The sequence below is a fragment of the Methylophilus sp. TWE2 genome (genome assembly GCF_001183865.1).
GTDB lineage: Bacteria > Pseudomonadota > Gammaproteobacteria > Burkholderiales > Methylophilaceae > Methylophilus.
This window is the reverse complement of sequence record NZ_CP012020.1, coordinates 303,202-329,893: the sequence shown is the minus strand read 5'-3', so window position 1 is coordinate 329,893 and position 26,692 is coordinate 303,202. Positions and strand designations below refer to the sequence as shown.

The window sequence follows — 26,692 nt, the reverse complement described above, 5'->3', positions numbered from 1 at the left end:
TGCAGGTGTCATTGCAAGTAGAAAGCAGATACGTTACGCAGATGTGATCAAAATCCCTATCAGACAATCCATGAGCGCATTGTAGGAATACGCTTATAAGAGAAAAACCGAGGTTCTGCTAAGCTAAAAGCCACCTTTCTTCAAGAGCTTGTTTCCATGAAAAACACTGTAAAGACAGCAGTCCTGCCACAAATAAATGCGCCCTTGGTGAAAGTGCTGCAGGCATTACAAGCCCGCGATTATCATTTTGTGACCGTCACACCGACCACGCATCGGCTGGTTAATCAGCGGCCAGAGAATCGCTGGTCGCGTTCCTTGCAGGATATTTTTGGCTGGAATCGGCCGTTTGCAGCCAGCACACCCGATGCCGAATTATTTGAGCTGATGCAGGCGGCTGGCATCGTGCGGCCGTTTGCCCAGGGGTGGCAATCACTCATACGCGTATCCAGTCTCAACAATACCCTGTTTGCACACTCGCCTTTCCCTACCGACGCCAGTGATGCTGTTTTTCTGGGGCCGGACACTTACCGGTTTATACGTGCGTTAGATCAGGCACTGCCAGGCCTGCACAAGCCGATTCAACGCTGTGTTGATATCGGCACCGGGCCTGGCACAGCCGCCATTTTACTGGCCAGCATGCTGCCTGAAACGGAAGTGTGGGGCGTGGATATCAACGAAAACGCGCTGACAATCGCAGCCAGCAACGCCGAGGCCAACGGGGTCAATAATGTCCGCTTCCAGTACAGCAACCTGCTCAATGATATCGACGGCCATTTTGACCTCATCGTTGCCAATCCGCCTTACCTGGTTGACCCGCTGGAACGCGCTTACCGACATGGCAACGGAGCGTTAGGGGCACAACTTTCGCTGGATATTGTGGATACCGCACTGGCCCGACTGGCCCCCAGGGGGACGTTAATGCTGTATACCGGTGTCGCCATGCTGGCTGGGGAGGACCCTTTTATCCATGCCATCAGCCCAAAAATTAAAAGCGCGGGCGCCACTTACAGCTATATCGAAATCGATCCTGATATTTTTAGTGAAGAACTGATGAACGAAGCCTATTTTGAGGCCGAGAGAATCGCTGCTGTCTGGCTGCAAGTACAAAAACCGTGAAAAGAACTAAAATAGTTAGCGCACACTTTCAGCAGTGAGTTTACCAGTAGCCAGCCATAGCAGATAGACCCGGCAATCAAATTCATATTGCATGTAGTTGGGCTCCATATGCAAACACAATTGGTAAAACGCCTTGTCGTGATCGCGCTCCTTGAGATGTGCCAGCTCATGCACCACAATCATCTGCAAAAACGCCAGCGGGGCTGTCTTGAAAAATGCAGAAATACGAATTTCTTTCTTGGCTTTGAGTTTGCCACCCTGCACACGCGAGATGGCTGTATTCAAGCCTAGCGTCTGTTTTTCTATGGTCAACCGGTTATCAAAATACACCTTGTCCAGCATGGGCGCATTTTTCAGGTAGCGGTTTTTGAGCTCCATGCAAAAGTCATACAATGACTTGTCGCTCTGTACTCTATGTTCCTCTGGATAGCGCTGTTGCAGGTAGTGCCCGAGCTGCCCCTTTGCGTGCAAGGAAGCGATCTGTTCACGCAAATGCGCTGGGTAATGAGGTAAAAACTGTTGGATGAGCATGGCTGACATGTAGCCATTGTATATGGCTATGCCAGCATGACTGCATTACATCGAAAAATCAGAAGATAAATCCATGGTATTGGGCCCGGTCTGCTCCTGATAGGTGGACTGCGACTCAGGCAGACTGCCTTTCTGGTCTTCCGTGGTGTGTTGTTCTGTCGGGCTCAAAGCATTCACCTGATCAGCGGAAAGCTGTTCACGCGCACGCTCATCTACAACTTGTCCGGCAACGGACTGCAAGCTCATGAGCAAAACCAGTCCCGTGACAACCATCCTGTATTTCATGCATCTTCTCACTAGTGGGGATCATCTGTTACAAGCCTAGGCAAAGGGCTGGCGACAGACAATAGGAAAGATTCACTTTATTCAGACATCGGATTAAGACCATGGTAAGGCTGGCAAGGAGTAAACTTAATGGCATGTCCTAAATCTCACTATCATGGTTCTGATACCGGACATCTACCCTCCGTTATCCGGTAGACTGATAGTAAAGTTAGAAAGGAGTCGTCATGAGCGAAGATCTGAAAATGGCAACCTTGCAGGCTCATCGCCAGGCATTGGAAAAACACCAGGCATTGCTGGAAAAGCTGCACTTGAATAACAACCAGCATCTGGATGAAGTTAATGAATCCTTGCAGGCGCTGGCACTCACGCTTGAAGAATACCTCAAGATCATCGGCATCCCCTAGCGAGAGAAATCTGCTATCAAACAAGGCTATTTAATGGCAGATTGCCCAGCCGATGGCCGTTTGTTATGATGACTTATCGTTCAAAAAGGACACCATGGCAGTGCTGGCAATACATGCAGCATGCCATGCCACATCCAGGTTTCAAGTAAATAGCAACAAACTATTCGCCAGACAGATTTTTTGCGGGAACAAAAAAGGGGGCTGTCGTCATGAGTGAGGAAACTGGGGAGATCGAACCTGCCAACCTGCCTTTTCGCCAGGTGGTAGAAGCTGCGCCTACTGCGATGGTGATGGTGAACAAGGCTGGCGTCATTGAAATGGTGAACACGCAAACCGAACTCATTTTTGGTTACTCGCGTGCAGAGCTATTAGGCCAGTTGATCGACATCTTGCTTCCTGAACGCTTCCGCCACCAGCACCCGCATCACCGAGCCTCTTTTTTCTCCGACCTCAGTCCGCGCGCCATGGGGACTGGCCGTGACCTCTATGGCCGCCGCAAGGATGGCAGCGAGTTCCCGGTGGAAGTGGGCCTCAACCCGATTGAAACCGATGATGGCGTCAAAGTGCTCTCGGCCATTACCGATATTTCCGCACGCAAGCGCATGGAAGAGCGCTTTCGCCAAGTGGTAGAGGCCGCCCCGAACGCCATGGTGATGGTCAATAAGAAGGGGATCATCGAGATGGTGAATACCCAGGCAGAACGGATTTTCGGCTACTCCCGTGCCGAGCTGTTAGGGCAACTGATTGATATTTTGCTGCCAGAACGCTTCCGCCACCAGCATCCCGCTCACCGAGCCTCTTTTTTCTCCGACCTTAGTCCGCGCGCGATGGGGACTGGCCGTGACCTCTATGGCCGTCGCAAGGATGGCAGCGAATTTCCGGTGGAAGTGGGCCTCAACCCGATTGAAACCGATGATGGCGTCAAAGTACTCTCGGCCATCACTGACATTACTGCACGCGTCAAAGCCAGCGAAAAACTGGCTGAGCACAGGGATGAACTAGAACGCAGCAATAAAGAACTGGCCACGTTTGCCTATGTGGCCTCCCACGACTTGAAATCTCCATTACGCGGCATCTTCCAGATCTCACACTGGATAGAAGAGGACCTGAACAACGGGCAAACCGACGCGATTCCCCAACATATGAGCCTGTTACGTGGGCGTCTGCGCCGTATGGAGCGCCTGCTGGATGACTTGCTGGCCTATTCACGCGCCGGGCGGTTAGAAGGCAGCGTGAGCCAGGTAGCACTTGGCAAATGGGCCCAGAACATCTTCGAGATGCAAGCACCGCCTGAAGGCTTCACGCTTGAGGTAGCCGCCGATCTACCCACCCTGACCACGCTTGCTACGCCGCTGGAGCAGGTCCTGCGCAACCTGTTTACGAATGCGATCAAGCACCATGACCGTCCTCAAGGCCGTATTCGTCTGGATTGGCGGGCCGCCAGTAAAACGTATCATGAGTTTAGTGTCACTGACGATGGCCCTGGCATTTCACCCGAGTACCAGGAGCGGGTGTACCTCATGTTCCAGACCCTGCGTCCGCGCGATGAAGTCGAGGGTAGTGGCATGGGGCTGGCGCTGGTGAAGAAAATTGTGGAAGCCTATGGCGGTACGACTAGTATTGTTTCTGATGGTATACGTGGGACGACCATCCGTTTTACCTGGCCAATCAATATTGGAGAAAGGCTGATCCGTGCAAATCCTGCAGAAGCAAAACTATAAGGAAGCCACTTTATTCATTGTGGATGATGATGACATTGATGCCATTGCACTGGAACGTGCATTGCGCAAATTACGCCTGCTAAATACGGTGATACGGGCCAGAGATGGGCGTGAAGCACTCGATCTGCTGCGCGCAGGCAAAGTGTCTTCCCCCTATATGATCCTGCTCGACCTGAATATGCCGCGCATGAATGGCCTGGAGTTTCTGGAGAGTTTGCGCACAGATCCCTTACTGACTCATGCCGTCGTGTTTGTATTGACGACGTCCAAGTCAGATGAAGATCTGGTCGCGGCCTACCGTCAACATGTCGCTGGTTATGTGTTCAAACAGCACATGGACAGAGATTTTCTGGAGGTAGTTGGTTTAATTGAGCATTACTGGCGGCTGGTCGAACTACCAATCACAAAGGAGTAAAGGATGCGATTGCTACTCGTTGATGATGACGAACTGGACAGGCAGGCCGTCATCAGGGTCCTGAAAAATCCAAGCCTGGTCAAAGACATCGTACAAGCCAATACGGCAGTGAGAGCACTGAAGCTATTTGATGAGGATACCTTTGACATTGTGCTGCTCGATTACCGCCTGCCGGATATGGAATGCCTGGATGTGCTTAATCAACTGACCCAGCACGCAGAGAAACAGGCCGCGGTCGTTATCCTCACCGGCATGGAGGACAACGAAATCATAGAGCGCAACTGTATCTTCGCCGGTGCTCAGGATTTTTTATTGAAAAAAGAACTCTCTGAACGTCACTTGACCAAGGCACTGCTCCATGCCCAGGCACGGCATGCGCTCAACAGCAAGCTAATCGACACACACAAACGCCTCAAATACCTGGCCGAAAATGACCCCATGACCGGCTTGCCTAACCGCTATTTCTTTGAAGAACATTTGAACAGCGCCATTCAACGGGCACAGCGGCTCAACGCTCAATTGGGCCTGATCTATCTGGATATTGATAACTTCAAACTGATCAACGACAGCCTGGGTCATGACTCAGGCGACCAATTATTGCAGCAGATCGCCCAACGCTTGCTACAAGTGGTGAGAGATGGCGATGTGGTCTGCCGCTTAGGTGGCGATGAGTTCGCCATTGTCGTACACGACCTCGATACCGAAACCTCAGTGGGCGCACTGGCACAACGTATACTCGAAAGCGTGCGCGAACCGATTACACTCAACAATGCCGAGCACTTTATTACCTGCAGTATCGGCATTTCAACCTATCCACGTTGTGCGCTCAATGCCGAAAACATGCAAAAACATGCCGATCTCGCCATGTATCAGGTCAAGCGCCAGGGTCGCAATGGCTTTCATTTTTTTAGCGAAGAGCTGCAAGACCAGATTTTGCACCGCATTATGATGGAAGCCGAACTGCGCTCGCAACGCTTACAGAACCAGCTGGTGCAATATTACCAGCCGGTCATCCATGCCAAAACCTTGGAGATATGCGGTGCAGAAATGCTCATCCGCTGGAACCATCCAACCAGGGGTCTGTTACCGCCTGTTGTGTTTATCGATGTGGTGGAAGAGCTGGGCTTTATGGCTGCCATCGATACCAAAAACAGGGAATTGGCATGCAGGCAGGTGGCCCAGTGGCGCGAAGACCGCTTGATTAACGAGCATTTTGTGTTGGCGGTCAATGCCAGTGAGCAACTGTTACAACAAGAGACAATGTGCCATGACATTCAACGCGATCTCGAAAGCACAGGCCTGCCCGGTGGCTGCCTCACCATAGAAGTGACGGAAAGCGTCCTGGTATCGGATTTTGACAAGACCTCGCTATTGCTGAAGCAACTCAAAACATTAGGTATCACGATCGCGCTGGATGATTTTGGCATCGGCTACTCGTCCATGTCGTATCTGAAATGGTTGCCCGCCTCTATTTTAAAAGTGGATCGATCCTTCGTCCAAAACGTGCCTGCAAGCGAAGCCGACAGCCGCATACTGAAAGCGCTGATTGCCATGGCAAAAAGCCTGGATCTTGAAGTGATTGTTGAAGGGGTAGAAACCCTGGAGCAAGCCAGGTTATGCCGTGAATTAGGGGCCGATATGTTGCAAGGATACCTGTTCTCCAAACCGCTCCCCCCCGATGACTTTGCGCGGTTCGTAAGCGGACATGACCCGCAATCCTATTGCCTGAGCCTTTCCTGAAGAGTTGCCAAACGACACCTTCATTCCAAGCGTGTCAGTGCATACTACCGTTTTTTCAGTCCGGTTGCCTGCTTTTTCAGGCCACGCGTTTTGCTCGGATTCATCTCTCCCGGTGCATCGGCATGCGACCAATCCAGTTCTGCCAGGCCGGTCTCCAGATGAAGCCGCCTTAACAGTTTGCGTGCATCAAAAGGGGCTTTCACCTTGATATCGTTATCAAAATAGCAGTACACATCGCGCGATTTACGGAGAGCAGGCGCCTGATGCGAGATCAGCTGTGGATCTTGCGGTTGCCCGCCTTTGCTCCATGCCGTGATGCGTGCAGCCCAACCATCCAGCGCCTGATCGCTGTAGCCACTGCTATACAGCACTGCATCCCCATGCAGACGCAAGTAAGTAAAGTCTGCGGTGATATCTTCCTTATACGGCCATTTGCCTGCCGTATCCGCAATCACTAGCGCCACCTTATATTTTCGTAGCAATTGAATAAATGCAGGGTCTTCAAAGCTTTTGTTGCGGATTTCAACCGCGTGGCGCAACGGTCGTTTTTTATCCGTTCTGAGAAATTCGCGGCCATGCATGGTGGCATCACGGTGTGTTGCCAGGTTGGCCGCAGTCTGAGTATCGTGTGGTAATTGCTTGAGAAAACCTTCAAACAAGTCTGCATCAAAACGAAAGCTGGGCGGAAACTGCCAGAGAATGGGGCCCAACTTTTCCTTAAGCGCCAGAAGGCCGGAAGCAAAAAAGTTTGCCATGGCTGTTTCAATATTTTCCAACCGCAAAATGTGGGTGATATAACGCGTCGCCTTGATGCTGAATACAAAATCCGCTGGCGTCTGTGCGTACCATTGTTGATAGCTGCTCGGGCGCTGCAGGGCATAAAAAGAACCATTGAGTTCTATGGTCGGCAAGGCGCGTGAGGCAAATGCGAGCTCGCGTTTCTGCGTCAAGCCTTCAGGGTAAAAGACTTTCCGCCAGGGCGCATAACGCCAGCCAGAGATGCCAATCAGGATGTGAGCATGAGCCATATCGGTTTGTTTATAGACTCTGGCAGAAGTTCAGGGCGCGGAATATTCGCTTGCAGATGAGTGAATTTGGCGGGCACTCAGCAGTGATTCTCCTACAATCAAATCGGAGAGCGCTTATATCCACCCCATGGTGATATCCCGATAATCGTTTCGTACTTTTACTTCATTTTTGCGTTGCATTCTTGCACTTTCATTTTCGGGAAAAACAATCATGGCAAAAGCATCAAAGACTCAAGTAGGCCTCGGCTCCATTTTATCCACTGTCTCCGGGCCTTCTACCCATGAGCCACCGATGTCATCCATGGAAGGGGCCGTTCCTCCGGACTTGATTGACAAAGTGGTCGGTGGTGATGTGTTGTCACAAGCGTTTCCCTACAACGAGACCAAGGCGGCGGAATACGGGAAAAAGGCCAGATGTCCCATGACAGGGATAGCTCGTGAAGCCGATGACGCTGTGGTGAGGGCCAGTACCATTACCGAGGACAATCCCAATGAAAAAACCGGCGAAGGGGCCACCGAGGGCGAAAATATGCTCAAGGGCGATCTGGACCGCGTGCGCTCCGATTCCAATTTGCAGGCATTAACCACCAACCAGGGAGTAACCGTCGGCGACAACCAGCACTCACTCAAAATAGGCCTGCGCGGCCCTACGGCATTAGAAGATTTTATCCTGCGTGAAAAACTCACCCATTTTGACCATGAACGTATCCCCGAGCGCGTGGTGCATGCCCGTGGCTCTGCCGCGCATGGCTATTTTGAAAACTACCAGCCACTCACCGCAGTCACCAAAGCGACACCGTTCAGTGAGGCAGGCAAACAAACACCTGTATTTGTGCGTTTTTCGACGGTGGCGGGCGAGCGTGGCTCCACCGACACTGCCCGCGATGTGCGCGGGTTTGCTGTCAAATTTTATACTGATGAAGGCAACTGGGACCTGGTCGGCAACAATATCCCGGTATTTTTTATCCAGGACGCCATGAAGTTTCCTGATCTGGTGCATGCGGTCAAACCAGAGCCGCACAATGCGATTCCACAAGCTTCTTCGGCTCACGATACTTTCTGGGATTTTATCTCGCTGATGCCAGAATCCACACATATGGTGATGTGGCAAATGTCAGATCGCGCCATCCCGCGTAGCTACCGCATGATGCAAGGGTTTGGTGTACATACCTTCAGGTTGGTGAATGCAGATAATGAGTCGGTGTTCTGTAAATTCCACTGGACCCCCATGGCCGGCACACACTCGTTGATTTGGGATGAGGCAGTAAAAATCAGCGGTGCCGATCCTGATTTCCACCGTCGCGATTTGTGGGAAGCCATTGAAGCGGGCGCCTACCCGGAATGGGAACTGAGCCTGCAAATATTCACTGAAGAACAAGCCGACTCATTCGATTTTGACGTATTGGACCCGACCAAAATCATCCCTGTGGAACTGGTACCGCTAACCCCGGTCGGCAAAATGGTGCTCAACCGCAACCCGGATAATTTCTTTGCCGAAACCGAGCAGGTAGCCTTTTGCACCGCGCATATTATTCCAGGCATAGACTTTAGCAATGACCCACTATTGCAAGGCCGTATCCACTCCTATGTCGATACACAATTAACGCGGTTGGGCGGCCCCAACTTCCATGAAATCCCGATCAATGCGCCGCTGAAGGAAATCCACAATAATCAGCGCGATGGCATGCACAGGCAAAACATCCCTCGCGGAAGAGTGTCCTATGAGCCCAACTCGCTGGGCGGTGGATGTCCATTCCAGGCGGGCATGAATGGCTTTACCAGTTTTCCCGAACACATCAGTGAAGATAAAGTACGCGGTAAACCGGAAAAGTTTGCTGACCATTACTCTCAGGCCACCCTGTTCTGGAACAGTCAGTCAGCGGCCGAAAAGCAACATATTATTAACGCTTACCGGTTTGAGCTGACACGTGTGCAAACGCCCGCTATTCGAGAACGCATGGTGTCACTCCTGGTCAATGTCGACGCCACCCTGGCGCAAGCCGTCGCGGATGGCCTGGGTATCCCGCTGCCAGCACCCGCGCCATTAGCCAGCGACCAGCCTTTCCCGGTGTTGCTAGCCTCCCCCGCCCTGTCAGAAACGCATTACCCGGGCGATGGTTCAATCAAAACCAGGAAAGTGGCCATCCTCGCTGCCAATGGGGTGGACGCAATCAGCGTCAATGCCATCTATGACGCCATCCTGTCGCAAGGCGGTGTCCCCCGTCTGTTAAGCATCAAACTCGGCAAGGTGGAAACAGCCCAAGGGAGTGCATTAGATGCAGAAGCGACACTGGAAACCATGCCTAACGTATTGTTTGATGCCATGGTCATTGCGGACGGCGAACGCTCTATTGCCAATCTGGCGCTGGATGGCCGCACTGTGGAATTCCTGCGTGACCAATACCGTCATTGCAAGCCTATCCTCGTCCCCAGGGGTGCGAGCCATTTATTGCGAAAAGCCGGTATCGAGGCCATGCTGCCAGACGGCAACCCTGACCCCGGGCTGATCATTGCCGAAGACAGGCTATCTGATGAGATTGAAATGTTCCTCATGACGCTGGCCAAGCCCCGCGACCATGCTCGCGAAATAGATCCGCCATTGGTTTAGCTGACGATACATGCGCTCGCAACATGCGCATGTGTAAGAAGTCATTGCAGCCCGCCAACGATGTAACGTTGGCGGTTTTTCTATGCTGCCCCATGGAAAAAGACCAAGCCATCCTTTGAGACCGGGTGTGCAAAGTCAACCGTGATCATGCCGCCGTGATACACTCGTGCCAGTCTCTCAACGGCTTCCGCAATCATGATTCAATATAACCCCAAAGACTGGCTCACCTTCATTTTCCGCTTTCACGAGTCTGATACCTTCCGGCAACTGATGCCCATGATGATACTGATCGGCTGCTACGCAGGTGGCATTGCCTATCTTGAGCTGGAATACTGGAAACTGGCCGATAGCAGCCATGTGAAAAACCTCTCGTTAATCCATACCACTGTCGGTTTTGTCTTGTCATTATTACTGGCATACCGCACCAACACTGCTTATGACCGCTGGTGGGAAGGCCGCAAAGCCTGGGGCGCACTGGTCAACAACAGCCGCAACCTGGCGATTAAATTGTCGGCCTACCTGACCAATCAAGCTGACCGTGACTTTTTCAGGAAAATTATCCCGACTTATGCGGCGGTGTTATCCAAACATCTGATGAATGAGGACGTCAGTAAAATGCTGTTTGATGGCCTGGATTTGGAGATCGACCACCATGAACACCATCCCAACCAGATCGCACAACGCATATTCCAGAAAGCCAATGAACTCTATACCGCAGGCCACATCACAGGGGATCAGTTTTTTATCATCCACGAAGAACTCAAAGCCTTCACTGATATATGCGGGGTCTGCGAACGGATCAAAAATACGCCTATCCCGTATTCCTACAGCGCGTTTATCAAGAAATTCATCTTCTTTTATGTCATGACCCTGCCGTTTGGCTTTGTGTTTAACCTGGGTTATTACGTTATCCCTGTAGTGGTGTTTATTTTTTATGTGTTAGCCAGCCTGGAGTTGATTGCCGAAGAAATTGAAGATCCGTTTGGCACCGACACCAACGATTTACCCACACCCAAAATGGCTGCCAACATTAAAAAACATGTGGAGGAGTTGCTTTAAAACAGCAGTCAGCCTTATAAAATCGTCACCAAACACAACTATCTGACACAAGGATGTAGCGGCCTGACGCCACAATAAGCGACTTACGCGCGATGCTGTACCCGCGTCGTCAGCCAGTCCTCGAATGCGTCGGCTGACAAAGGTCTGGAGTACCAGTAGCCCTGGATATAATCGCAACCGATCTGGGTGAGTAATGCAAGTTGTGTCTCTGTTTCCACCCCCTCTGCAATGACCTTGAGTCCCAGTTTGTGGGCCATCATGATGATCGCCTCAACCAGGGGGTAATCGGCAGATTCGCTGGCGAGATGTGTGATAAAAGTACGATCGATTTTGAGATAGTCCACATTGATGCGCTTGATGTAAGCCAGTGAAGAATACCCGGTGCCAAAATCATCGATGGCCACCTCCACTCCGGCTTCCCGGAAACGTAATAATTGCGCTGACGTCTTGTCCGAAGCATCTAACAACACGCCTTCTGTAATTTCGACGCATAGGCAATGTTTACTGGTGGCCGTTGACGCAAGCAAATTGAACCAGTGATCAAAGTAAGCCGTATTTTTAAACTGGACCGGGGAGACATTGACACTGATTTGAAAGTCGGGATGAAACTGGCTACGCCACTGAAGTGCCTGTTCCAGGCATTGTATAAATACCCAGCTACCGATTTCATGGATCAGGCCTGCATCCTCAGCCAAGGGGATGAATTCTGCCGGACTGACAATCCCCATGGTGCCATGCCGCCACCGCAGTAATGCCTCTGCCTTCGTCACCATCCCAGACTTGGGCTCTACCACCGGCTGGTAATAAATTTCAAACTCATGATTGGCCAATGCATGCCTGAGTTCCCGCTTTTGCTCAGTGCGCCGTTGCGCCAAATACTGCATTTCCTGCGTATAAAAAGAATACTGGTTACGACCACGCTTTTTGGCTTCATACATCGCCTGGTCGGCATTCTTTATCAGGCTGGATGCACTTTCCGCATCGTCAGGGTACACCGTAATCCCAATACTGGCGGAGATGTAAGTGGCATGCGTATCAATCATGATCGGGGCTTGTAATAGCTCCAGGATAGAGGTTGCCACCTTGGTCGCGGCTTGTGAATCCTGGACATCTACCAGGGTCACGGTAAATTCATCACCGCCCAGGCGCGAAATGCAGTCGGTAATCCTGACCACATGCATGAGCCGCCTTGCCACCTCAATGAGCAACTGGTCTCCGCCTTGATGCCCCAAGGCATCATTCACCTCCTTGAAACCATCCAGGTCCAAGTATAACAAGACCACTTTAGCGCCCACGCGGTTGGCTCGAAACACTTCTTGTTGCAGGCGCTCCTGGAACAAGCGGCGATTCGGCAAATGCGTCAAGGCATCGTAATTCGCTTCGTACCAGATACTTTCTTCGTGTTTTTTCTTTTCGGTAATGTCAGAAAACAACACCACGCGTCTGAATGGCTGCCCTTTTTCATCATTGGTGGTGTTCACTGTCACCCAGTTGATATATTCTTCACCGTTTTTTTTAACGCCGTATATTTCACCTCGCCAGGATCCATTTTCTTCAAGATCATTGCGTATCGCGCTATAAAAATCCTGGTCATGCCGCGGTGAGCCAAACGCCATCGGGTGATGCCCAATGACCTCTTCAGCAGTGTAGCCGGAGATTCTGCTAAACGCCGGGTTAGTCGCGATGATCAAACCATCAATATCCAACACTAGCATGGCTTCACTGGTGTTCTTGAAAATGGAGTCCGATAACCGTAGTTCTTCCGCAGCGCGATGCCTCTCGATCGCAATCCTGGCCAGGTTGGAAAGATATTCCATTTGCTCAAGATCGGCTTGCGTAGGCACTTTGGGTGTTTTGTGATAAATCCCGAAGGTGCCGATCACTTCATGATGGTCAACAATAATCGGCATAGACCAGCACGACGCCAACCCATACTGGGCAGCCAGCGCATGGTAACCCTCCCACAAGGGATCTGTCTGGATGTTCTCCACAATGACTGGCTTACCTCTAAACGCAGCCGTACCGCATGAACCCACACTGGGTCCCACCTCCAGGTTTTCTATGGCCTCGCAATAACCCTTGGGCAAACTGGGCGCCACATAGTTTTTAAGCACCTGGTTGGTTTTATCCAGTAGCAGAATCGAGCATAACCGCTCCGGATTTTCTTCTTCCACCCCTTGTACAAGGTAGCCGAGAATACTTTTTAAAGGTGCATTGCGGGCAACCAGATCCAGCACATGATTTTTGATGTGCTCCCGTGTTTCTGCACGCTTGCGCTCTATGATGGGCCTGACGATGGCACAGTTATATTCATGGCCGTTGTATTCAATATAATTTGAATTGATTTCCACGGGCAATACACTGCCATCTTTTTTTCGATGTTGCGTTTCAAACGTTTTAGCGCCTAATGTTTTTAAACTGGCAAAATGCGCGGCCCATGATGCAGGTGAATAACTTTCATCAATCTGAAAAATATTCAACCCATAGAACTCTTCTTTGCTATAGCCCAAGGCCCTGTACGCCGCCTCATTGACATAAACGAGATCACCCGCCGCATTTAGCCAGGTAATCCAATCTTGAACCTTATCAAGCGAGAAACGTGAAAACAACTCAAAATCCGGAAAATTCTCTCCTTTTGCAACTGGCATCACATTTCCTCCGCAACAATGTTTATTTGATTAGCTGCACCAGAACGCACTGTTGAAAATCACCCTTTGTCTAATAGACCTCGTTTGTCAGCGGTTAGTTGTATATAACGGCAGAAGAAGCTGCATTTATAAGTCACAATACTCTTATTTACGCTCATGTGAAATTCCGACGCTTTAATCAGTCTTAGCCGGATGATTTCTTTGCTTCCTACACGTTACTTTAACGGTTTAAAACGCCGTTTCTGTTATCAGTGAAGGAGAAGAAATCATGAGTAAACTTATGACGCCCATCAGCGAACAAGTGATTGTGATCACTGGCGCCTCCAGTGGCATCGGGTTGGCAACGGCCTATGCTGCGGCAGAGCAAGGTGCAAGGCTGGTATTGGTTGCCCGCAGTGAAGACATATTAATGAATGTGGTCGATTTGATTATTGAGAATGGCGGTGAAGCCATGTATGTCGTGGCAGACGTGAGCCAACGTGAGGAGTTGGAAAGAGTTGCGCAGATCGCTATTGAGCGATTTGGTAGCATAGATACCTGGGTTAATAATGCAGGCGTCTCTATCTATGGCCGATTGGATGAAGTGAGTGACGAAGACCATCGCCGACTATTCGACATCAACTTTTGGGGCGTGGTGTATGGCTCTCTGGTTGCGTTGCCACATTTGATTAAAAGTGAAGGCACGTTGATTAATTTGGGTAGTGAAGTATCTGAAGCGGTACTGCCATTACAGGGCATGTATTCTGCCACCAAGCATGCGGTGAAAGGCTTTACCGATGCCTTGCGCGTAGAAGTGCAAGAACTGGACCACGCACCGATTTCAATCACTCTAATCCAGCCCACGGCGGTGAATACGCCTTATCCACAGCATGCCAAAAACTACATGAACAAGGAACCCAAACTGCCTACCCCGCAGATTGATCCTGCCGATGTGACCAATGCGATTCTGGAGGCCGCCACCAGCATTACCCATCACATCAAGGTGGGCATGATGTCCAAGGTCAATACCACCCTGCAAAACCTGATGCCGACACTGGCGGAGAAAATGTCGGCCAAACAGGCTAACCGGCAACAGTACGCAGAAGCGCCCAGAGACCCCGATGGGACTTTATATGCGCCCAGTGGTGACGGCCATATTCACGGTAGCGGTGGCATCGTCACGCATTAGGCTTGGATATTCTGACAAGCCAACCAGAAAATGACCGATGAATCCGGCATGAGATTGGCAGTATTCTGGAATCGTTGATACCAAGCGTTTAAGCCCACCTGGGGCTAAATCTCACAAATGGTCATCAGCACAGCGGTGGCTCCTGCGGGAGCCACCGTTTTAGTTTACTTATCAGACTGTTTGCGCTCTAGAAAATAATCCAGCGAGGCCTTGCCCGCCCCACAAATCGCCAGCCAGGTGAATACGGCAAAGTAAGTCGCTTCTTCAAACCCCAGCAAGGTTTCCAGCGAATCAATATCCGCCAGCTTGGCGGAAATAATGGCGACGATCATGACCACGGCCAATCCTCCGCCCAGCACTCTCGTCATCAACCCGAGTATCAAGCCAAGCCCGCCAAGAAATTCCCAGCCGGCGACAAACGGTGTCAGCAATTCTGGGAATGGAATACCCCAGCTTTTGAAGTTTTCTATGATGGCTGGTAAGTTATTGAGCTTGGCCCAACCAGTCAGCATAAATGTATAGCCAACCACGATACGCGCGACCAGCGGGCCAGCCCATTCAAAATGCGCGGCGATGCGTTTAGGCCACCAGATCAACAGGTTCAGTAATGCGTTCATTGGTATTTCCCCTTTCAGTGTGTATGTTTACGCGTATTGATGCGATGCGAGCAAGCCGTTACGCATCCATTTTGAAAAATATTCAGTGATCTTGTATTGCGCCTCTTCCTGCACATCAACCAAGGTCTCGCCTATGCTTGAGCCACTAAATAATTTGCTGAGCAAGCCAAACTCCTGCGCCTCCAGCTCCATGCGCCAGACCACATCCTCGTGCCTGAACACGGCCAGGTAAAGGGCTTCACCCACTGGCACCGCAACCTCGCCATCCATCACGGCCTGGTAATAAGCATTCACTTGTTGATCAAACTGCATCAAGGCCAGCGCCTGGCGTGGATACAGTATCAGGTCTAACAATGTCTCGGCTGTCAGCCCCTGAATATCCACTTCATCCAGTGGCTGGGTTTCGGTAGGGTCCGTCATTTGCGCCACCGCGGTTTCCAACTGGCACAAGGCATGCGCAAAGGCATCGTCAGGTAAAGCCTGTTGAATAAAGGCCGGGAGCTTGAGTGCAAAGCGGCCAATATTAAAGTGGTCCGGCAATACCTCGCCCACAAATGCCCACATCAGGTCCGAGAATTTTTTGTCGGTCAGGTAATGCTGCAATACCGGATAGTCATCTGCCACCACGTCGTATAAACGGTAGCGGTAAGCATTGATATACACCGAGAGTTGCTCGTGCGGCGCAAAGGCATTTTTTGCCCGTATCCACTGCTCAGGCACACTATCAAACCGGTCACCCAACGTCACCGCCTGCTGCATATGAGTTTGTGCCGTTAAGAGCGGCACGCTTTCTTCAACCGGAACGACGCTTTCATCATGCGCAATCTGCGGCAAGGCAAATGCGGCGGCATGCCTGGCGGCTTCCCTGGCTTTATCCAGTTCTGCAGATAACACCGGAAATTCTGGGATACGGTCATCCCACTCAATCATGGTATTCGGCACACGCCCGGCCCTATGCACCACATACTTGTAGAGGTTCCACACCTCATCAATCACATGGTCATCGTGGGTATCCACAATATGATTACCTTTATTACTGTGACCTGAGAGATGCATCTGTATTACCCTGTCCAGAGGCAGTGCATCCAGGTAGGCTTGCGGGTCCAGCCGGTGGTTAAAACAGGTCACATAGACATTATTCACATCCAGCAGCAAATGGCAGTCAGCTTCATTAGCCATGGCTGCAATAAACTCGGCTTCCGGCATCTTGGAATGCTTGAACTCAAGATACGTCGAAGGATTTTCCAGCGCAATTCTGCGCCCCAGCCGGTCCTGCACCTGCTGGATACGGTGGACAATATGCTTGAGCGATTCTTCGGTATAAGGCAGCGGCAACAAATCATGCGTATTTTTATGCGCCACGCCAGTCCAGCACAGGTGGTCGGAAATCCAGGCCGGATTCACCCAGTCCATCAGCGCTTTCAGCTTGGTCAAATATTCAGAATTCAGCGGATCCATACTCCCTATCGACAGGGACACTCCGTGCATGACGACCGGGTACTGTTCCTTGATACGCGCTAGATTGCGTTTGGGCTTGCCGTCAGTATCCATAAAATTTTCAGAAATAATTTCAAACCAGTCCACGCTGGGTTGATGCTCGAAAATATAGGGATAGTGCTGAGGCCTGAGCCCGAGTCCGAAACCGAGTGATGGATGATCTAAATCTAAGCCCATTTAAAAATTCCTTTCAAAAAAGCAGGGTGACTGCCCTGCCTTTTTGAATCTGGTTGAGATAGTTTCTAGATTACTTGCTACCATCCGTGGCGCAGGAACCATGGCCTTTACAAGCATTCTTGCCATCGCCACCCTGGCCTTTACAGGCGTTTTTACCTTTACACGCATGCTTCTCTTTACCATCTGCCGTTTTGCAATTGGCTTTTTCCATCTTGGCATCGTCTTTGCCATGACAGCCAGACTTGCTCTCTTCGCCTGCGAATGCCGGGGTGGCAGTCATCACACTGGCGGTAAACAGGCCCAAAAGTGCTGCAGCAGCTAATTTGTTAGTCGTTTTCATCACATCTCCTAAAAGTAACAATCAAAAAAATGAACCAGCCCATGAGGACTGCCACCTTTAGTCTGACGAGAAAGAAATTACTTACATGTATTTTTCAAATAGGTTGAAAATTTTTATAAACGGCTTTTCCACAACACCGGAGATCTGTGAACAGGTAGAAAAAATTGAAACATCTGCAACAGGGATGGTCACTTTATTTAGGATTGGTCCATGCTTCAGTTAGACTATGGACTGATAGTGATTAGCGGATGGATGCTGCCGCTCACCCAACATGAATCAATGAAAGCAATCCAAGCATGCTGAAAAAGCTCAGGAGAATCGCCTTATCCATCAAGATGACTGACCTACATGCCTGGCTGGGCAGGTTGATCATCTGGTCCGCAGCGGCCATTACCGGGCTGATGATTGTATTATTTGCGCGTGCCACAGAGCAGGCGATTGCCTGGTTTTATGGCATGCAATCCGCGGTCTGGTGGTTACCTATCCTGATCATGCCCATGGTGGGCATCTTGATTGTCTGGGTGACCCGCACCTGGCTTGCCGGTGCCGCCGGTAGCGGCATCCCGCAAACCATTGCCGCCCTCAAATACGAAGAACACCAGTCCATTAGCCATTTGGTGTCGATTAAAATCGCCGTCACCAAAATGCTGTTTGTCACGCTGGGGCTGGCCGCCGGATTCTCTGCAGGCAGGGAGGGTCCCTCGGTGCAGGTAGGCGCAAGCATCATGCATGGTTTCCGCAGATATTTCCCGGCGCACTTTCATGTGTATCCCAGACACTTGATTCTGGCGGGCGGCGCAGCAGGTATTTCGGCGGCATTTAACACCCCCCTGGCAGGGATTGTATTTGCGATTGAGGAACTGAGCCGCAAGTTTGAACAAAAAACCAATGGCGTCATGATCACCGCCATTGTCTTGTCCGGCCTGGTTTCCATTTCATTACAAGGCAATTACACCTATTTCGGCAGCCTGAATGTCGGCGCCATCCACACCGAGATCCTGTTGCCCGTGCTCATCTGCGGGCTGGTTTGCGGCATGTCTGGCGGCATCTTCAGCCGGACGCTGATCGAATTCTCTGAAAACCTGCCTGGCAGAATCACGGCATTCCGTACCCGCCACCCCCTTTACTGGACAGGCTTTTGCGCACTACTCGTGGCAGGCCTGAGGATTGTCAGCCACGGTGCCGCTAACGGCTCGGGCTACTCAATGACCAAAGCCATGCTAGATGGCACCCTCAATGAAACCTGGTATTACCCTATCGTCAAATACCTCTCCACCATTTTCACTTATCTCAGCGGCATCCCCGGCGGCATCTTTGCCCCGGCACTGTCGATAGGCGCTGGCATCGGTTACGACCTGTCGACCATCTTTCACTACCACGAGATCGCCATTGCATTCAGTGCCTTATGCATGGCAGGTTTTCTGGCAGGCGTCACCCAGGCGCCCATTACCTCCTTTATTATTGTCATGGAAATGATAGACGGCCACGAAATGGTCATCAGCCTGATGGCCGTTTCACTCATTGCCACTGTCACCTCCAGAATCTTCAGCCGCCCGCTCTACTCGGTACTGGCTGGCCAGTTTGGCCCAGGCAGTCATACGCCAAAACAATGACCATCCCTAAGGAGACCGCATCATGGAAGCTTCACTACACACCCTCAACAACCTGTTTGCACAACTCGGTTTGCCGAATAGCGATGCAGAGATCGACGCATTTATACAAACACATAGCCATCTGGCTGGCTATGTTTCACTCGCTGAAGCTCCTTACTGGACACCGGCCCAAGCCGCATTCCTGCGTGAAGAGATTTTGAAAGACGCAGACTGGGCGGAAGTGATAGACCAGTTGAATACGAGGCTGCACAAGAAGTAAACAGGGCATGGCATTTTAATGAGAGAAGATTTCAACCTGCCGCCTGGCTACAACACGTTGCGGCTGCAAGACCTGAGCCTGGCCGAACAAACCCGGTTGCTACCGCAAGTGTTTGCCATGGCCAGCGAGCAATACCCTGAATGGCCTGCGGAGCAATTGCAAAACTGGCTCGCAGCCTTGGCCACTGGCAATGAAAACGGCACCAAAATGGCTGTTTCAGTGGTGCTGGATGCACAAGCTGAGGCAGCGGCCGCCAGCGCGATGGAGTTATATCGCAATGGCACGGCCATGATCAACTACAGTCTTGCCCAAAAAACGGCAGCGTATGGCGCCGCCTTCATTTACGCGGCCACCAAAGATATGGCAGCAGGCATCAAAGCGTTGCAAGCCCGTGGCGAAACCATCCACTTTGTTGGCAAGGAGCATCATTTAAAAAGCTTGCGCGCCATTGCTGGCTATCATGCGGTCGGCCAGGTGCCGATTGATGGCCCGACCTCGCTACTCACCGCCAAAGTAAAATACTACGAAGTCGCCTATGGTGACCCGAAAGAAGTTGAAAACCAGGCCAGGATAGACCATGCCTATCGCCTGGCGGACCCGAAAGCTGGCTACAGCCAAGAAGAAGATGTACACCTCTGGCTACTTGGGGATTTTACGCCCAGCGACCCTGCCAAACCCCTGGCTGAATCCCTCAGAGCACTGGCAGAAACCTACGCCCTCGAGCACAGCATTTTCCGCGAAAAAGATATCCGTTTAGACCCCGGCTATCTCTCACTCCACCAGCTGGCTGACCATTTGCCAGCGACGGCCACCTACCAACAAGCGGTACAAGCCTCTGCTCGAGGCGCCGCGCAATGGATGGGGTTGGCTTGATCAGACCTGCAGCGGCGACAAAAAACGGATGCTCTGCTAGCTAAACACCGTTGTCTGGTGCGCTGATTCTGACATGGTTTTCAGTGTCTTCCTGATAAACACCACTTGCCCGCCACAGTAATCTACCGCTACAGGAAGTCAGAAGGAAGTCATGATGCCATCCATCAACCTTTTCAAGCGCGTATACCAGTGACATTCATTCAATGGCTATCAATTTAGATGACTGCTTCCCTATGGTTTTTACTCATCGGACTATTAATGTTAACCAGGGGGTTAGGCCAAACCTGCTTGCAGAAGCTGCCTTTTACCCCGGCCATTGTTTATCTCGTGATTGGCTTCCTGCTCGGACCATCTGTTTTAAATTTCTTTTATTTTGACCCTATCAAACAAGCACCCCTCCTGGAAAAACTGACCGAGATCGCAGTCCTCATCTCGCTGTTTTCAGCCGGGGTTAAAATGCCCGTCCCGTTTAAAGTGAAACAGTGGCAATTACCGCTCAGGCTGGCCTTTCTCTCCATGATGGTCACCATTGCACTGATTACCGTATTTGCAGTGTTTATACTCCAGTTGCCATTAGGCGCAGGCGTACTGCTCGGAGCCTTGCTGGCACCCACCGACCCTGTGCTGGCCACGGATGCACAGTCCCGCTACCCGGGAGACAAAGATCAACTCAGGTTCACGCTCACCTGCGAAGCCGGGATGAATGATGGCACTGCGTTTCCCTTTATCATGCTCGGCCTCGGCTTGCTGGGCCTGCACGACTTGGGCACCGCCGGTGGTCAATGGCTGATTAAAGAGATCATCTGGGCCACGGCGATCGCCATCCTCATCGGCATCGCCGGTGGGATTGCCGTCGGTAAAATGGTGTGGAAACTGAGAGGCCAGCAACCCAGGCAAGACGTGCTGGATGACTTAGTCGGTCTGGGATTAATCGCTATTGTGTATGGCTTTAGCCTGTTATTACATGGCTGGGGATTTTTAGCCGTATTCTTTGCCGCCGTGGCGCTTAGGCATACCGAGCTCAATCTCGCAAAAGCCGCCGGGATCAAGCCGGAACAACTTGGAGCCGGAGTAGCAGAACCCGTGGTGGAAGACGCCGACACTGTGGTGCCTTCGATTGTCAGCGCAGAAGCCCTGGTATTCAAAGAGCATCTGGAAAGACTCTCGGAACTCATGCTGGTATTGCTGGTAGGAGGCATGCTGGTGGCTGATTTCTGGAACTGGCGCACCCTCAGCCTCGCCCTGTTTATCTTTGTGGTAGCACGCCCGTTGAGCGTGTTATGCGGATTGATGTTCAGCAAAACGCGCTGGCCCATCCAAGCAAGCCTGGCATGGTTTGGCGTGCGTGGCATAGGCTCCATTTACTACCTCATGTATGCCATCCAGCATGGCTTGCCCGAGCCCATCGCCAGAGAACTGATTCAACTCACCTTTATTGTCATTGCGCTCTCCATCGTGGTGCATGGTATCAGCGTCAAGCCGCTACTTAATGGCTTATTCAATGGCAAGCGAAGCCATAAAAAAGCCGCAAATTGCGGCTTTTGAGCATTTGAGACAGGCTGTTTATTCACAATCCCCGCCTTGGTTTTTAACCACTATTTGAGCCCACTCGATGAAAGTTGCTGAATAAAAGCCTTGATGTTCTCCTGTATAGACTTTTCATTCGCAATTTTCAATCGCGTAATCGCCACAAAAGCATCTGAGGTGGTGGCTGTCCCGGTCGCGACGATAGGAAACACTTTTTCCACGCCTTCACCGGCCACTTTGTAATTTACCGTAGAAACAACATCAAAGGTCAAGCCAAACAATGGCTGCTTTAATGACACCAGTTCGGCATCCACTTTGTATTTGCCAGCACTGCCTGTAGCCACAGATAAGCCTGACAAAGCCAATGACTCTTTTAATGCTGCTTCAAAACTTTCATTACTCACTTGTGAAGTCCAAAACGGATTCGTCGCTTTGCCGCCAGTCACCGTATTGACCACAAACTTACCCTTTTGCTCGGCACTCACCGTACTCACCGGACTCACCACCATCGCCTGCTTGTTTGCAGGTGCGGCTGCACAACCACTCAATACCGCCAGTGCCACCACTACCCCTACTCGTTTTATTATTTTAGACATGTACTATCCTCATTGTTATGTTTGGTTTAACCCAGATTTTCCATTAGGACTTGAAATGCAAAATCTGGGGTTAAGCTCCGAAGAGCTGTTAAAACTGCGTCATGGATTATACATATATTGACAACACTGACTACGGGCCACTTTCTGCTCAATTCTGGCGAGCAGCGGTACAAGCCAAGACGCGCACGGCCGTGCAATGGATGGAACTGCAGGCATGACACGATATTGTTTTGCACGCAAATTGAACCAATCATTTCCATTCTTATTCAATAAACTAGCAAGCGCCATCGGGTGATTATACTGGCGCCGGCATAGACCTGATTTTCGACCTCATTTTTTGGCGAGTATCAACAGGCTTATAACTAAAAACATACACACACGATTAACAATATGAACAAGCATCCCCATCGAAGCCTCTTATTGAACCATTCGCAAACACCAGTGACACGTGAGCAAATACGGGCTTACTTTCATGAAACCTGCGATATTTATGAATCGTTGTTTAGCGTCCTCACCAGCGATGAGGCGTATTACATCAAACCGATTCCACTTCGGCATCCGCTGATTTTTTACTACGGTCATACTCATACCTTTTTTATCAACAAGCTGATTCTGGCCGGGCTGATCACAGAACGGGTGAACCCCAGGTTTGAGTCCATGTTTGCCGTAGGCGTCGATGAAATGAGCTGGGATGATGTCAACGAAGCGCATTATCAGTGGCCGACACCCGCCGAGGTCAAAGCTTACCGGACGCGCGTGCGTGAAGTGGTAGATGGCTTAATCAATCGCCTGCCGTTAGATAAAGCGATCGACTGGGAAAGCCCATGGTGGCCAATTTTGATGGGCATAGAGCATGAGCGCATTCATCTGGAAACCAGTTCGGTGCTGATGCGGCAACACGCCTTAGAGTATGTGCAACCTTCGGCCGCCTGGACGCATACTGCCGACCTGACAGTCGCCGCCCCTGAAAACGCTTTGGTAAGTATTCCCGCGCGCGAAATTGTGCTGAATAAGTCTGCCGAGTATTACGGCTGGGATAACGAGTACGGTCACTTTCACACGCACTGTCCGGCGTTTGAGGCGGCAAAATACCTCACTTCCAACGCCGAGTTTTTAAAGTTTGTGGAAGCAGGCGGCTACCAGACCGATACCTACTGGCAAGAAGAAGGCCTGGCCTGGAGGCAATACGCGCAAGCTGAACATCCTACGTTTTGGATCAAACACGCCAGCGGCTGGAAACTGCGCTTGATGACCGAAGAAGTCGACATGCCCTGGAGCTGGCCGGTGGAAGTGAATTACCATGAGGCCAAGGCGTTTTGCAACTGGCTGTCTGCGCACACCGGCAAACCTGTGCGCCTGCCCACCGAGCATGAGTGGTATAGTCTGTATGAGCAGGCAGGCTTGTCAGATGAGAAGATCGCCAATGGTCATCACGCCAACCTGTTTTTAGACCATGGCGCGTCATCCTGCCCGGTCAATCAGTTTGCGCAGGGTGATCTCTACGATGTGGTGGGCAATGTCTGGCAATGGACAGAAACGCCGATTTTCCCGTTTGATGGCTTTAAAGTGCACCCCTTGTACGATGACTTCACGACACCGACCTATGATGGCCGCCATAACATCATCAAAGGTGGTTCGTGGATTTCGACCGGTAACGAGGCGATTAAACACTCGCGCTATGCGTTTCGTCGCCACTTTTTTCAACATGCAGGATTCCGCTATATTGTGACTGACACCCCCGTAGAAAATAAAGCCGCGTATTACGAATCAGACAAACAGCTGTCTGAGTATGCTGAATTTCATTATGGCGACAGCTATTTTGGCGTGCCTAACTTTCCCAAGGCATTGAGCGATTATGCCTTGCAGCATTTACAAGCCAAGCCCAAGCGCAAAGCGCTCGATTTAGGCTGCGCCACCGGACGCGCAACGTTTGAGCTGGCCAAACAGTTTGAGCACGTCACTGGCATCGATTTTTCTGCCCGCTTTATTGGGCTGGCAATGCAGGCGGCCGAGCAAGGCGTATTGCGTTACACCCTAGTGGACGAAGGTGAGTTGGTCAGCTACCAGGAACGCACCCTGAGCGCCTTGGGCTTAGACCAGATTGTCGATAAAGTGGAGTTCTGGCAGGGTGATGCCTGCAACCTCAAAGCCCAATTCACGGGCTATGACTTTATTCTGGCTGCGAATTTAATTGATCGGCTGTATAGCCCACGCCAGTTCTTAAGCAGCATTCATGAACGCCTGAATATGGGCGGCGTGCTGATGATCACCTCACCTTACACCTGGCTGGAGGAGCACACCCCACGCGAAGAATGGATAGGCGGCTACAAGCAGGATGGTGAAAATGTGACCACGCTGGATGGCCTGAAAGCGCTGCTAAGCCCGCACTTCACACTCATGCAAGCCCCGGTGGAGATTCCGTTTGTAATCCGCGAAACTCGCCACAAATTCCAGCATACGCTGTCAGAAGTGACGCTATGGGAGCGCGTGCGTTGACCAGCCGCTTTGACCAAGCCATCGCGCGTGAAGGCAGCGGCGCATTAAAATACGATGGCCGTGAGCAGACCTTCGGCACTACCGAGGTCATGCCGATGTGGGTAGCCGATATGGACTTTGCCGTGCCCGAAGCGGTGACCCAGGCGCTACAAGCCCGGGTCGCACATCCGGTGCTAGGTTACTCCCTGGCGCCAGACAGCCTGTATCAAGCGCTGATAGATTGGCTAGCCACCAAGCACGGTTGGCAAGTACCGCGCGAGTGGATCGTGCTCACACCCGGCGTGGTGCCCTCGCTCAATCTGGTCGTCGCGGCGCTGACTGACCCAGACGATGGTGTGATCGTGCAACCGCCGGTGTATTTTCCGTTCTTTTCTGCCGTCACCGGACAGCAGCGGCGTTTAGTGGAAAACGCGTTAAGCCTTGTCGATGACGCAGGCCAGCCGCACTACCAGATGGCGTTGGACCACCTGGCCGTATGCGCCCAACAGGCGCGGCTATTCTTGCTGTGCTCTCCACATAATCCAGTAGGTCGTGTGTGGCAAACGGCAGAATTGGAAGCCATTTTAAGCATCGCCGACCAGCACAATCTGATTGTGCTCTCAGACGAAATCCATGCCGATTTAGTCTATGCCGATGCGCAGCACCAGCCCATTAGTCGCCTGGCGATGCAGGCTGAAACCGCCGAACAAACTGCGCAGTCGCATCGCGTGATTACCGCTGTCTCGCCCAGCAAAACCTTTAATATCCCCGGTCTGGGTCTTTCTGCCTTAATCGTGCCTAACACCGCCTATAGGCAAGCGATTCAAACCCGCCTCAATAGCTTGGGCATTTCAGTCACCAACCCACTCAATATGGCCGCCTTTGAAGCAGCCTATCGCGGCGGAGGCAACTGGCTAAATGAGCTGATGCCTTATCTGCAAGCCACACGCGATGCTTCCATCGCGTTTATTGAATCAGAATTACCGGCTATTAAAGTTATCGCCCCGCAAGCCACTTATCTGCTGTGGCTGGATTGCCGCGCACTCCATCTGGATGACGCCGCCTTAAAACGCTTTTTTATTGAAGAAGCGCAACTCGGCCTTTCCCCCGGCGCCATGTTTGGTCATGGCGGTGAAGGCTTTATGCGCATGAACATAGGCACCCCTAAAGCCAAGGTACTCGAAGCACTGGCGCGATTAAAAAACGCGTTAACTCGCCATGCATAACAGACGCAGCATTCACCTTTAAGGAAAACGCATGATGCAAACAGGGAAAATGATGTTAGCTGGGGTGTTGTTACTTGCATTGTTCACAGGCATCGTGGCGCAAGCAAACACGCTGGAAGAAGCCAGACAAAAACTCGCGGAAAAAGACTTTGCCGCCGCCCACGCCATTTATTTGACACTGGCGAACCAGAACGATGCCAAAGCCTGCTACAACCTGGGTCTGATGTATCAGGATGGCGATGGTGTGACCAAAAACATGGATGAAGCGATCAAGTGGTACACCAAGTCAGCGGACCTGGGCTACAAAGAGGCGCAGTACCTGCTGGCCTCACTGGTGTTTCAGCGCCAGATTCAAAGCATTAGCTACCCGCAAGCCGTGACGTATTACGAACAGGCAGCCAAGCAAGGGCATGTGAAATCGCAACTCAACTTAGGCATGCTGTATTTGCGTGGCGATGTGATTGCCCAAGACATGCCCGCCGCCGTGCAATGGCTAAGCCAGGCCGCAAGCAACAACAACAGTGAAGCCCAGGGCTATCTGGCTGACCTCTACCAGCAAGGTGCAGGCGTTGAACAAAACACCGTCAAAGCGGCGATGTGGTTATTGCTGGCCACGCAAAACGAAGACAAGCGCTTTGTGAACCGCCACACCAAAATGCTCAATTATCTTGCGGCGCAAATGACAGAAGAGCAAAAGACTACCGCCAAGCAATTGGCTGCACAGTGTAAAAACCAACACTTACAAGGCTGTTAAGTACTGAGTTGGGTA

Annotated in this window: 23 protein-coding genes; 15 read left to right on the top strand and 8 right to left on the bottom strand. The window is 51.3% G+C overall.

The features are described from left to right. The first annotated feature begins 156 nt into the window (after positions 1–156). A complete protein-coding gene (locus ACJ67_RS01500) occupies positions 157–1,116 on the top strand; it encodes a class I SAM-dependent methyltransferase (RefSeq protein WP_049637591.1) in 960 nt (319 codons plus the stop codon). A 15-nt stretch (positions 1,117–1,131) separates the two neighbouring features. Here the strand turns inward: ACJ67_RS01500 and ACJ67_RS01495 are convergent, their stop codons facing one another. Together ACJ67_RS01495 and ACJ67_RS01490 are read right to left on the bottom strand one after the other, a co-directional pair. Beyond that, positions 1,132–1,656, bottom strand: a complete 525-nt coding sequence (locus ACJ67_RS01495; protein ID WP_049637590.1) for a YgjP-like metallopeptidase domain-containing protein — start codon at positions 1,654–1,656, stop codon at positions 1,132–1,134. A 36-nt stretch (positions 1,657–1,692) separates the two neighbouring features. Continuing rightward, the gene (locus ACJ67_RS01490) at positions 1,693–1,932 is read right to left on the bottom strand and encodes a hypothetical protein (protein WP_156171623.1); all 240 of its coding nucleotides are present in this window, start codon (positions 1,930–1,932) and stop codon (positions 1,693–1,695) included. 224 nt (positions 1,933–2,156) lie between these two features. Between ACJ67_RS01490 and ACJ67_RS01485 the strand changes: the two genes are divergently transcribed. The 4 genes from ACJ67_RS01485 to ACJ67_RS01470 all read left to right on the top strand — a co-directional run bounded on the left by ACJ67_RS01485 (position 2,157) and on the right by ACJ67_RS01470 (position 6,212). Next, a complete protein-coding gene (locus ACJ67_RS01485) occupies positions 2,157–2,336 on the top strand; it encodes a hypothetical protein (protein ID WP_049637588.1) in 180 nt (59 codons plus the stop codon). Between the two features lie 209 nt (positions 2,337–2,545). Next, positions 2,546–4,057 (top strand): PAS domain S-box protein, encoded by a 1,512-nt coding sequence (locus tag ACJ67_RS01480; RefSeq protein ID WP_049637587.1) that lies wholly within the window; start codon positions 2,546–2,548, stop codon positions 4,055–4,057. Continuing rightward, on the top strand, positions 4,029–4,472 hold the full coding sequence (locus ACJ67_RS01475) for a response regulator (RefSeq protein WP_049637586.1): 444 nt from the start codon (positions 4,029–4,031) through the stop codon (positions 4,470–4,472). Before ACJ67_RS01480 ends, ACJ67_RS01475 begins: the two co-directional genes overlap by 29 nt. A gap of 3 nt (positions 4,473–4,475) precedes the next feature. Further along, entirely contained in the window at positions 4,476–6,212 is a 1,737-nt protein-coding gene (locus ACJ67_RS01470; protein ID WP_049637585.1) for a bifunctional diguanylate cyclase/phosphodiesterase, read from the top strand. A gap of 44 nt (positions 6,213–6,256) precedes the next feature. Here ACJ67_RS01470 and ACJ67_RS01465 read toward each other — a convergent pair whose 3' ends face one another. Beyond that, positions 6,257–7,240 carry a DUF72 domain-containing protein gene (locus ACJ67_RS01465; protein ID WP_049637584.1) on the bottom strand — a complete coding sequence of 328 codons (984 nt, stop codon included), beginning with the start codon at positions 7,238–7,240 and terminating at the stop codon, positions 6,257–6,259. Between the two features lie 211 nt (positions 7,241–7,451). On the opposite strand from ACJ67_RS01465, the gene ACJ67_RS01460 reads away from it, so the two are divergent. Continuing rightward, positions 7,452–9,848, top strand: a complete 2,397-nt coding sequence (locus tag ACJ67_RS01460) for a catalase (protein ID WP_049637583.1) — start codon at positions 7,452–7,454, stop codon at positions 9,846–9,848. Positions 9,849–10,043: 195 nt separating this feature from the next. Beyond that, positions 10,044–10,907 (top strand): bestrophin family protein, encoded by an 864-nt coding sequence (locus ACJ67_RS01455; protein ID WP_049637582.1) that lies wholly within the window; start codon positions 10,044–10,046, stop codon positions 10,905–10,907. Between the two features lie 83 nt (positions 10,908–10,990). On the opposite strand, the gene ACJ67_RS01450 is transcribed toward ACJ67_RS01455, so the two are convergent. Beyond that, entirely contained in the window at positions 10,991–13,555 is a 2,565-nt protein-coding gene (locus tag ACJ67_RS01450) for an EAL domain-containing protein (RefSeq protein WP_053092873.1), read from the bottom strand. A 268-nt stretch (positions 13,556–13,823) separates the two neighbouring features. Here ACJ67_RS01450 and ACJ67_RS01445 point away from each other — a divergent pair, with 268 nt between their 5' ends. Continuing rightward, positions 13,824–14,723, top strand: coding sequence for an SDR family oxidoreductase (locus tag ACJ67_RS01445; protein WP_049637581.1), 900 nt, complete (start codon positions 13,824–13,826; stop codon positions 14,721–14,723). 164 nt (positions 14,724–14,887) lie between these two features. Here ACJ67_RS01445 and ACJ67_RS01440 read toward each other — a convergent pair whose 3' ends face one another. The 3 genes from ACJ67_RS01440 to ACJ67_RS01430 all read right to left on the bottom strand — a co-directional run bounded on the left by ACJ67_RS01440 (position 14,888) and on the right by ACJ67_RS01430 (position 17,354). Next, on the bottom strand, positions 14,888–15,340 hold the full coding sequence (locus tag ACJ67_RS01440; RefSeq protein WP_197080640.1) for a DoxX family protein: 453 nt from the start codon (positions 15,338–15,340) through the stop codon (positions 14,888–14,890). Between the two features lie 27 nt (positions 15,341–15,367). Next, positions 15,368–17,014, bottom strand: a complete 1,647-nt coding sequence (locus ACJ67_RS01435) for a DUF692 family multinuclear iron-containing protein (protein ID WP_049637580.1) — start codon at positions 17,012–17,014, stop codon at positions 15,368–15,370. 70 nt (positions 17,015–17,084) lie between these two features. After that, the gene (locus tag ACJ67_RS01430; protein WP_049637579.1) at positions 17,085–17,354 is read right to left on the bottom strand and encodes a hypothetical protein; all 270 of its coding nucleotides are present in this window, start codon (positions 17,352–17,354) and stop codon (positions 17,085–17,087) included. A 296-nt stretch (positions 17,355–17,650) separates the two neighbouring features. Between ACJ67_RS01430 and ACJ67_RS01425 the strand changes: the two genes are divergently transcribed. From ACJ67_RS01425 to ACJ67_RS01410, 4 genes are all read left to right on the top strand, one after another. Then, positions 17,651–18,967, top strand: coding sequence for a chloride channel protein (locus ACJ67_RS01425; RefSeq protein WP_049637578.1), 1,317 nt, complete (start codon positions 17,651–17,653; stop codon positions 18,965–18,967). 22 nt (positions 18,968–18,989) lie between these two features. Then, positions 18,990–19,226 (top strand): DUF2789 domain-containing protein, encoded by a 237-nt coding sequence (locus tag ACJ67_RS01420; protein ID WP_049637577.1) that lies wholly within the window; start codon positions 18,990–18,992, stop codon positions 19,224–19,226. Positions 19,227–19,244: 18 nt separating this feature from the next. Next, positions 19,245–20,099 carry a hypothetical protein gene (locus tag ACJ67_RS01415; RefSeq protein WP_049637576.1) on the top strand — a complete coding sequence of 285 codons (855 nt, stop codon included), beginning with the start codon at positions 19,245–19,247 and terminating at the stop codon, positions 20,097–20,099. Positions 20,100–20,318: 219 nt separating this feature from the next. Beyond that, positions 20,319–21,644, top strand: a complete 1,326-nt coding sequence (locus ACJ67_RS01410) for a sodium:proton antiporter (RefSeq protein ID WP_049637575.1) — start codon at positions 20,319–20,321, stop codon at positions 21,642–21,644. 50 nt (positions 21,645–21,694) lie between these two features. Here the strand turns inward: ACJ67_RS01410 and ACJ67_RS01405 are convergent, their stop codons facing one another. Next, a complete protein-coding gene (locus ACJ67_RS01405; RefSeq protein ID WP_156171622.1) occupies positions 21,695–22,222 on the bottom strand; it encodes a hypothetical protein in 528 nt (175 codons plus the stop codon). Between the two features lie 390 nt (positions 22,223–22,612). Here ACJ67_RS01405 and ovoA point away from each other — a divergent pair, with 390 nt between their 5' ends. Genes ovoA through ACJ67_RS01390 form a run of 3 tightly spaced genes read left to right on the top strand, consistent with a single transcriptional unit; the run spans position 22,613 to position 26,677 of the window. Beyond that, positions 22,613–24,718 carry a 5-histidylcysteine sulfoxide synthase gene (gene ovoA / locus ACJ67_RS01400; RefSeq protein ID WP_049637573.1) on the top strand — a complete coding sequence of 702 codons (2,106 nt, stop codon included), beginning with the start codon at positions 22,613–22,615 and terminating at the stop codon, positions 24,716–24,718. Next, the gene (locus tag ACJ67_RS01395; protein WP_049637572.1) at positions 24,700–25,923 is read left to right on the top strand and encodes a MalY/PatB family protein; all 1,224 of its coding nucleotides are present in this window, start codon (positions 24,700–24,702) and stop codon (positions 25,921–25,923) included. The genes ovoA and ACJ67_RS01395 overlap by 19 nt, the downstream gene beginning before the upstream one ends. Positions 25,924–25,954: 31 nt before the next feature. Next, positions 25,955–26,677: a tetratricopeptide repeat protein gene (locus ACJ67_RS01390; protein WP_049637571.1), complete on the top strand. Its 723-nt coding sequence runs from the start codon at positions 25,955–25,957 to the stop codon at positions 26,675–26,677. Positions 26,678–26,692 lie beyond the last annotated feature (15 nt).

Coding starts and splice junctions, on each gene's coding strand:
- ACJ67_RS01390 (WP_049637571.1), top strand. CDS start 25,955: ATGATGCAAACAGGGAAAATGATGTTAGCTGGGGTGTTGTTACTTGCA.
- ACJ67_RS01490 (WP_156171623.1), bottom strand. CDS start 1,932: ATGAAATACAGGATGGTTGTCACGGGACTGGTTTTGCTCATGAGCTTG.
- ACJ67_RS01485 (WP_049637588.1), top strand. CDS start 2,157: ATGAGCGAAGATCTGAAAATGGCAACCTTGCAGGCTCATCGCCAGGCA.
- ACJ67_RS01410 (WP_049637575.1), top strand. CDS start 20,319: ATGACTGCTTCCCTATGGTTTTTACTCATCGGACTATTAATGTTAACC.
- ACJ67_RS01495 (WP_049637590.1), bottom strand. CDS start 1,656: ATGTCAGCCATGCTCATCCAACAGTTTTTACCTCATTACCCAGCGCAT.
- ACJ67_RS01480 (WP_049637587.1), top strand. CDS start 2,546: ATGAGTGAGGAAACTGGGGAGATCGAACCTGCCAACCTGCCTTTTCGC.
- ACJ67_RS01470 (WP_049637585.1), top strand. CDS start 4,476: ATGCGATTGCTACTCGTTGATGATGACGAACTGGACAGGCAGGCCGTC.
- ACJ67_RS01420 (WP_049637577.1), top strand. CDS start 18,990: ATGGAAGCTTCACTACACACCCTCAACAACCTGTTTGCACAACTCGGT.
- ovoA (WP_049637573.1), top strand. CDS start 22,613: ATGAACAAGCATCCCCATCGAAGCCTCTTATTGAACCATTCGCAAACA.
- ACJ67_RS01405 (WP_156171622.1), bottom strand. CDS start 22,222: ATGTCTAAAATAATAAAACGAGTAGGGGTAGTGGTGGCACTGGCGGTA.
- ACJ67_RS01465 (WP_049637584.1), bottom strand. CDS start 7,240: ATGGCTCATGCTCACATCCTGATTGGCATCTCTGGCTGGCGTTATGCG.
- ACJ67_RS01425 (WP_049637578.1), top strand. CDS start 17,651: ATGCTGAAAAAGCTCAGGAGAATCGCCTTATCCATCAAGATGACTGAC.
- ACJ67_RS01460 (WP_049637583.1), top strand. CDS start 7,452: ATGGCAAAAGCATCAAAGACTCAAGTAGGCCTCGGCTCCATTTTATCC.
- ACJ67_RS01440 (WP_197080640.1), bottom strand. CDS start 15,340: ATGAACGCATTACTGAACCTGTTGATCTGGTGGCCTAAACGCATCGCC.
- ACJ67_RS01430 (WP_049637579.1), bottom strand. CDS start 17,354: ATGAAAACGACTAACAAATTAGCTGCTGCAGCACTTTTGGGCCTGTTT.
- ACJ67_RS01500 (WP_049637591.1), top strand. CDS start 157: ATGAAAAACACTGTAAAGACAGCAGTCCTGCCACAAATAAATGCGCCC.
- ACJ67_RS01450 (WP_053092873.1), bottom strand. CDS start 13,555: ATGCCAGTTGCAAAAGGAGAGAATTTTCCGGATTTTGAGTTGTTTTCA.
- ACJ67_RS01445 (WP_049637581.1), top strand. CDS start 13,824: ATGAGTAAACTTATGACGCCCATCAGCGAACAAGTGATTGTGATCACT.
- ACJ67_RS01455 (WP_049637582.1), top strand. CDS start 10,044: ATGATTCAATATAACCCCAAAGACTGGCTCACCTTCATTTTCCGCTTT.
- ACJ67_RS01415 (WP_049637576.1), top strand. CDS start 19,245: ATGAGAGAAGATTTCAACCTGCCGCCTGGCTACAACACGTTGCGGCTG.
- ACJ67_RS01435 (WP_049637580.1), bottom strand. CDS start 17,014: ATGGGCTTAGATTTAGATCATCCATCACTCGGTTTCGGACTCGGGCTC.
- ACJ67_RS01395 (WP_049637572.1), top strand. CDS start 24,700: ATGGGAGCGCGTGCGTTGACCAGCCGCTTTGACCAAGCCATCGCGCGT.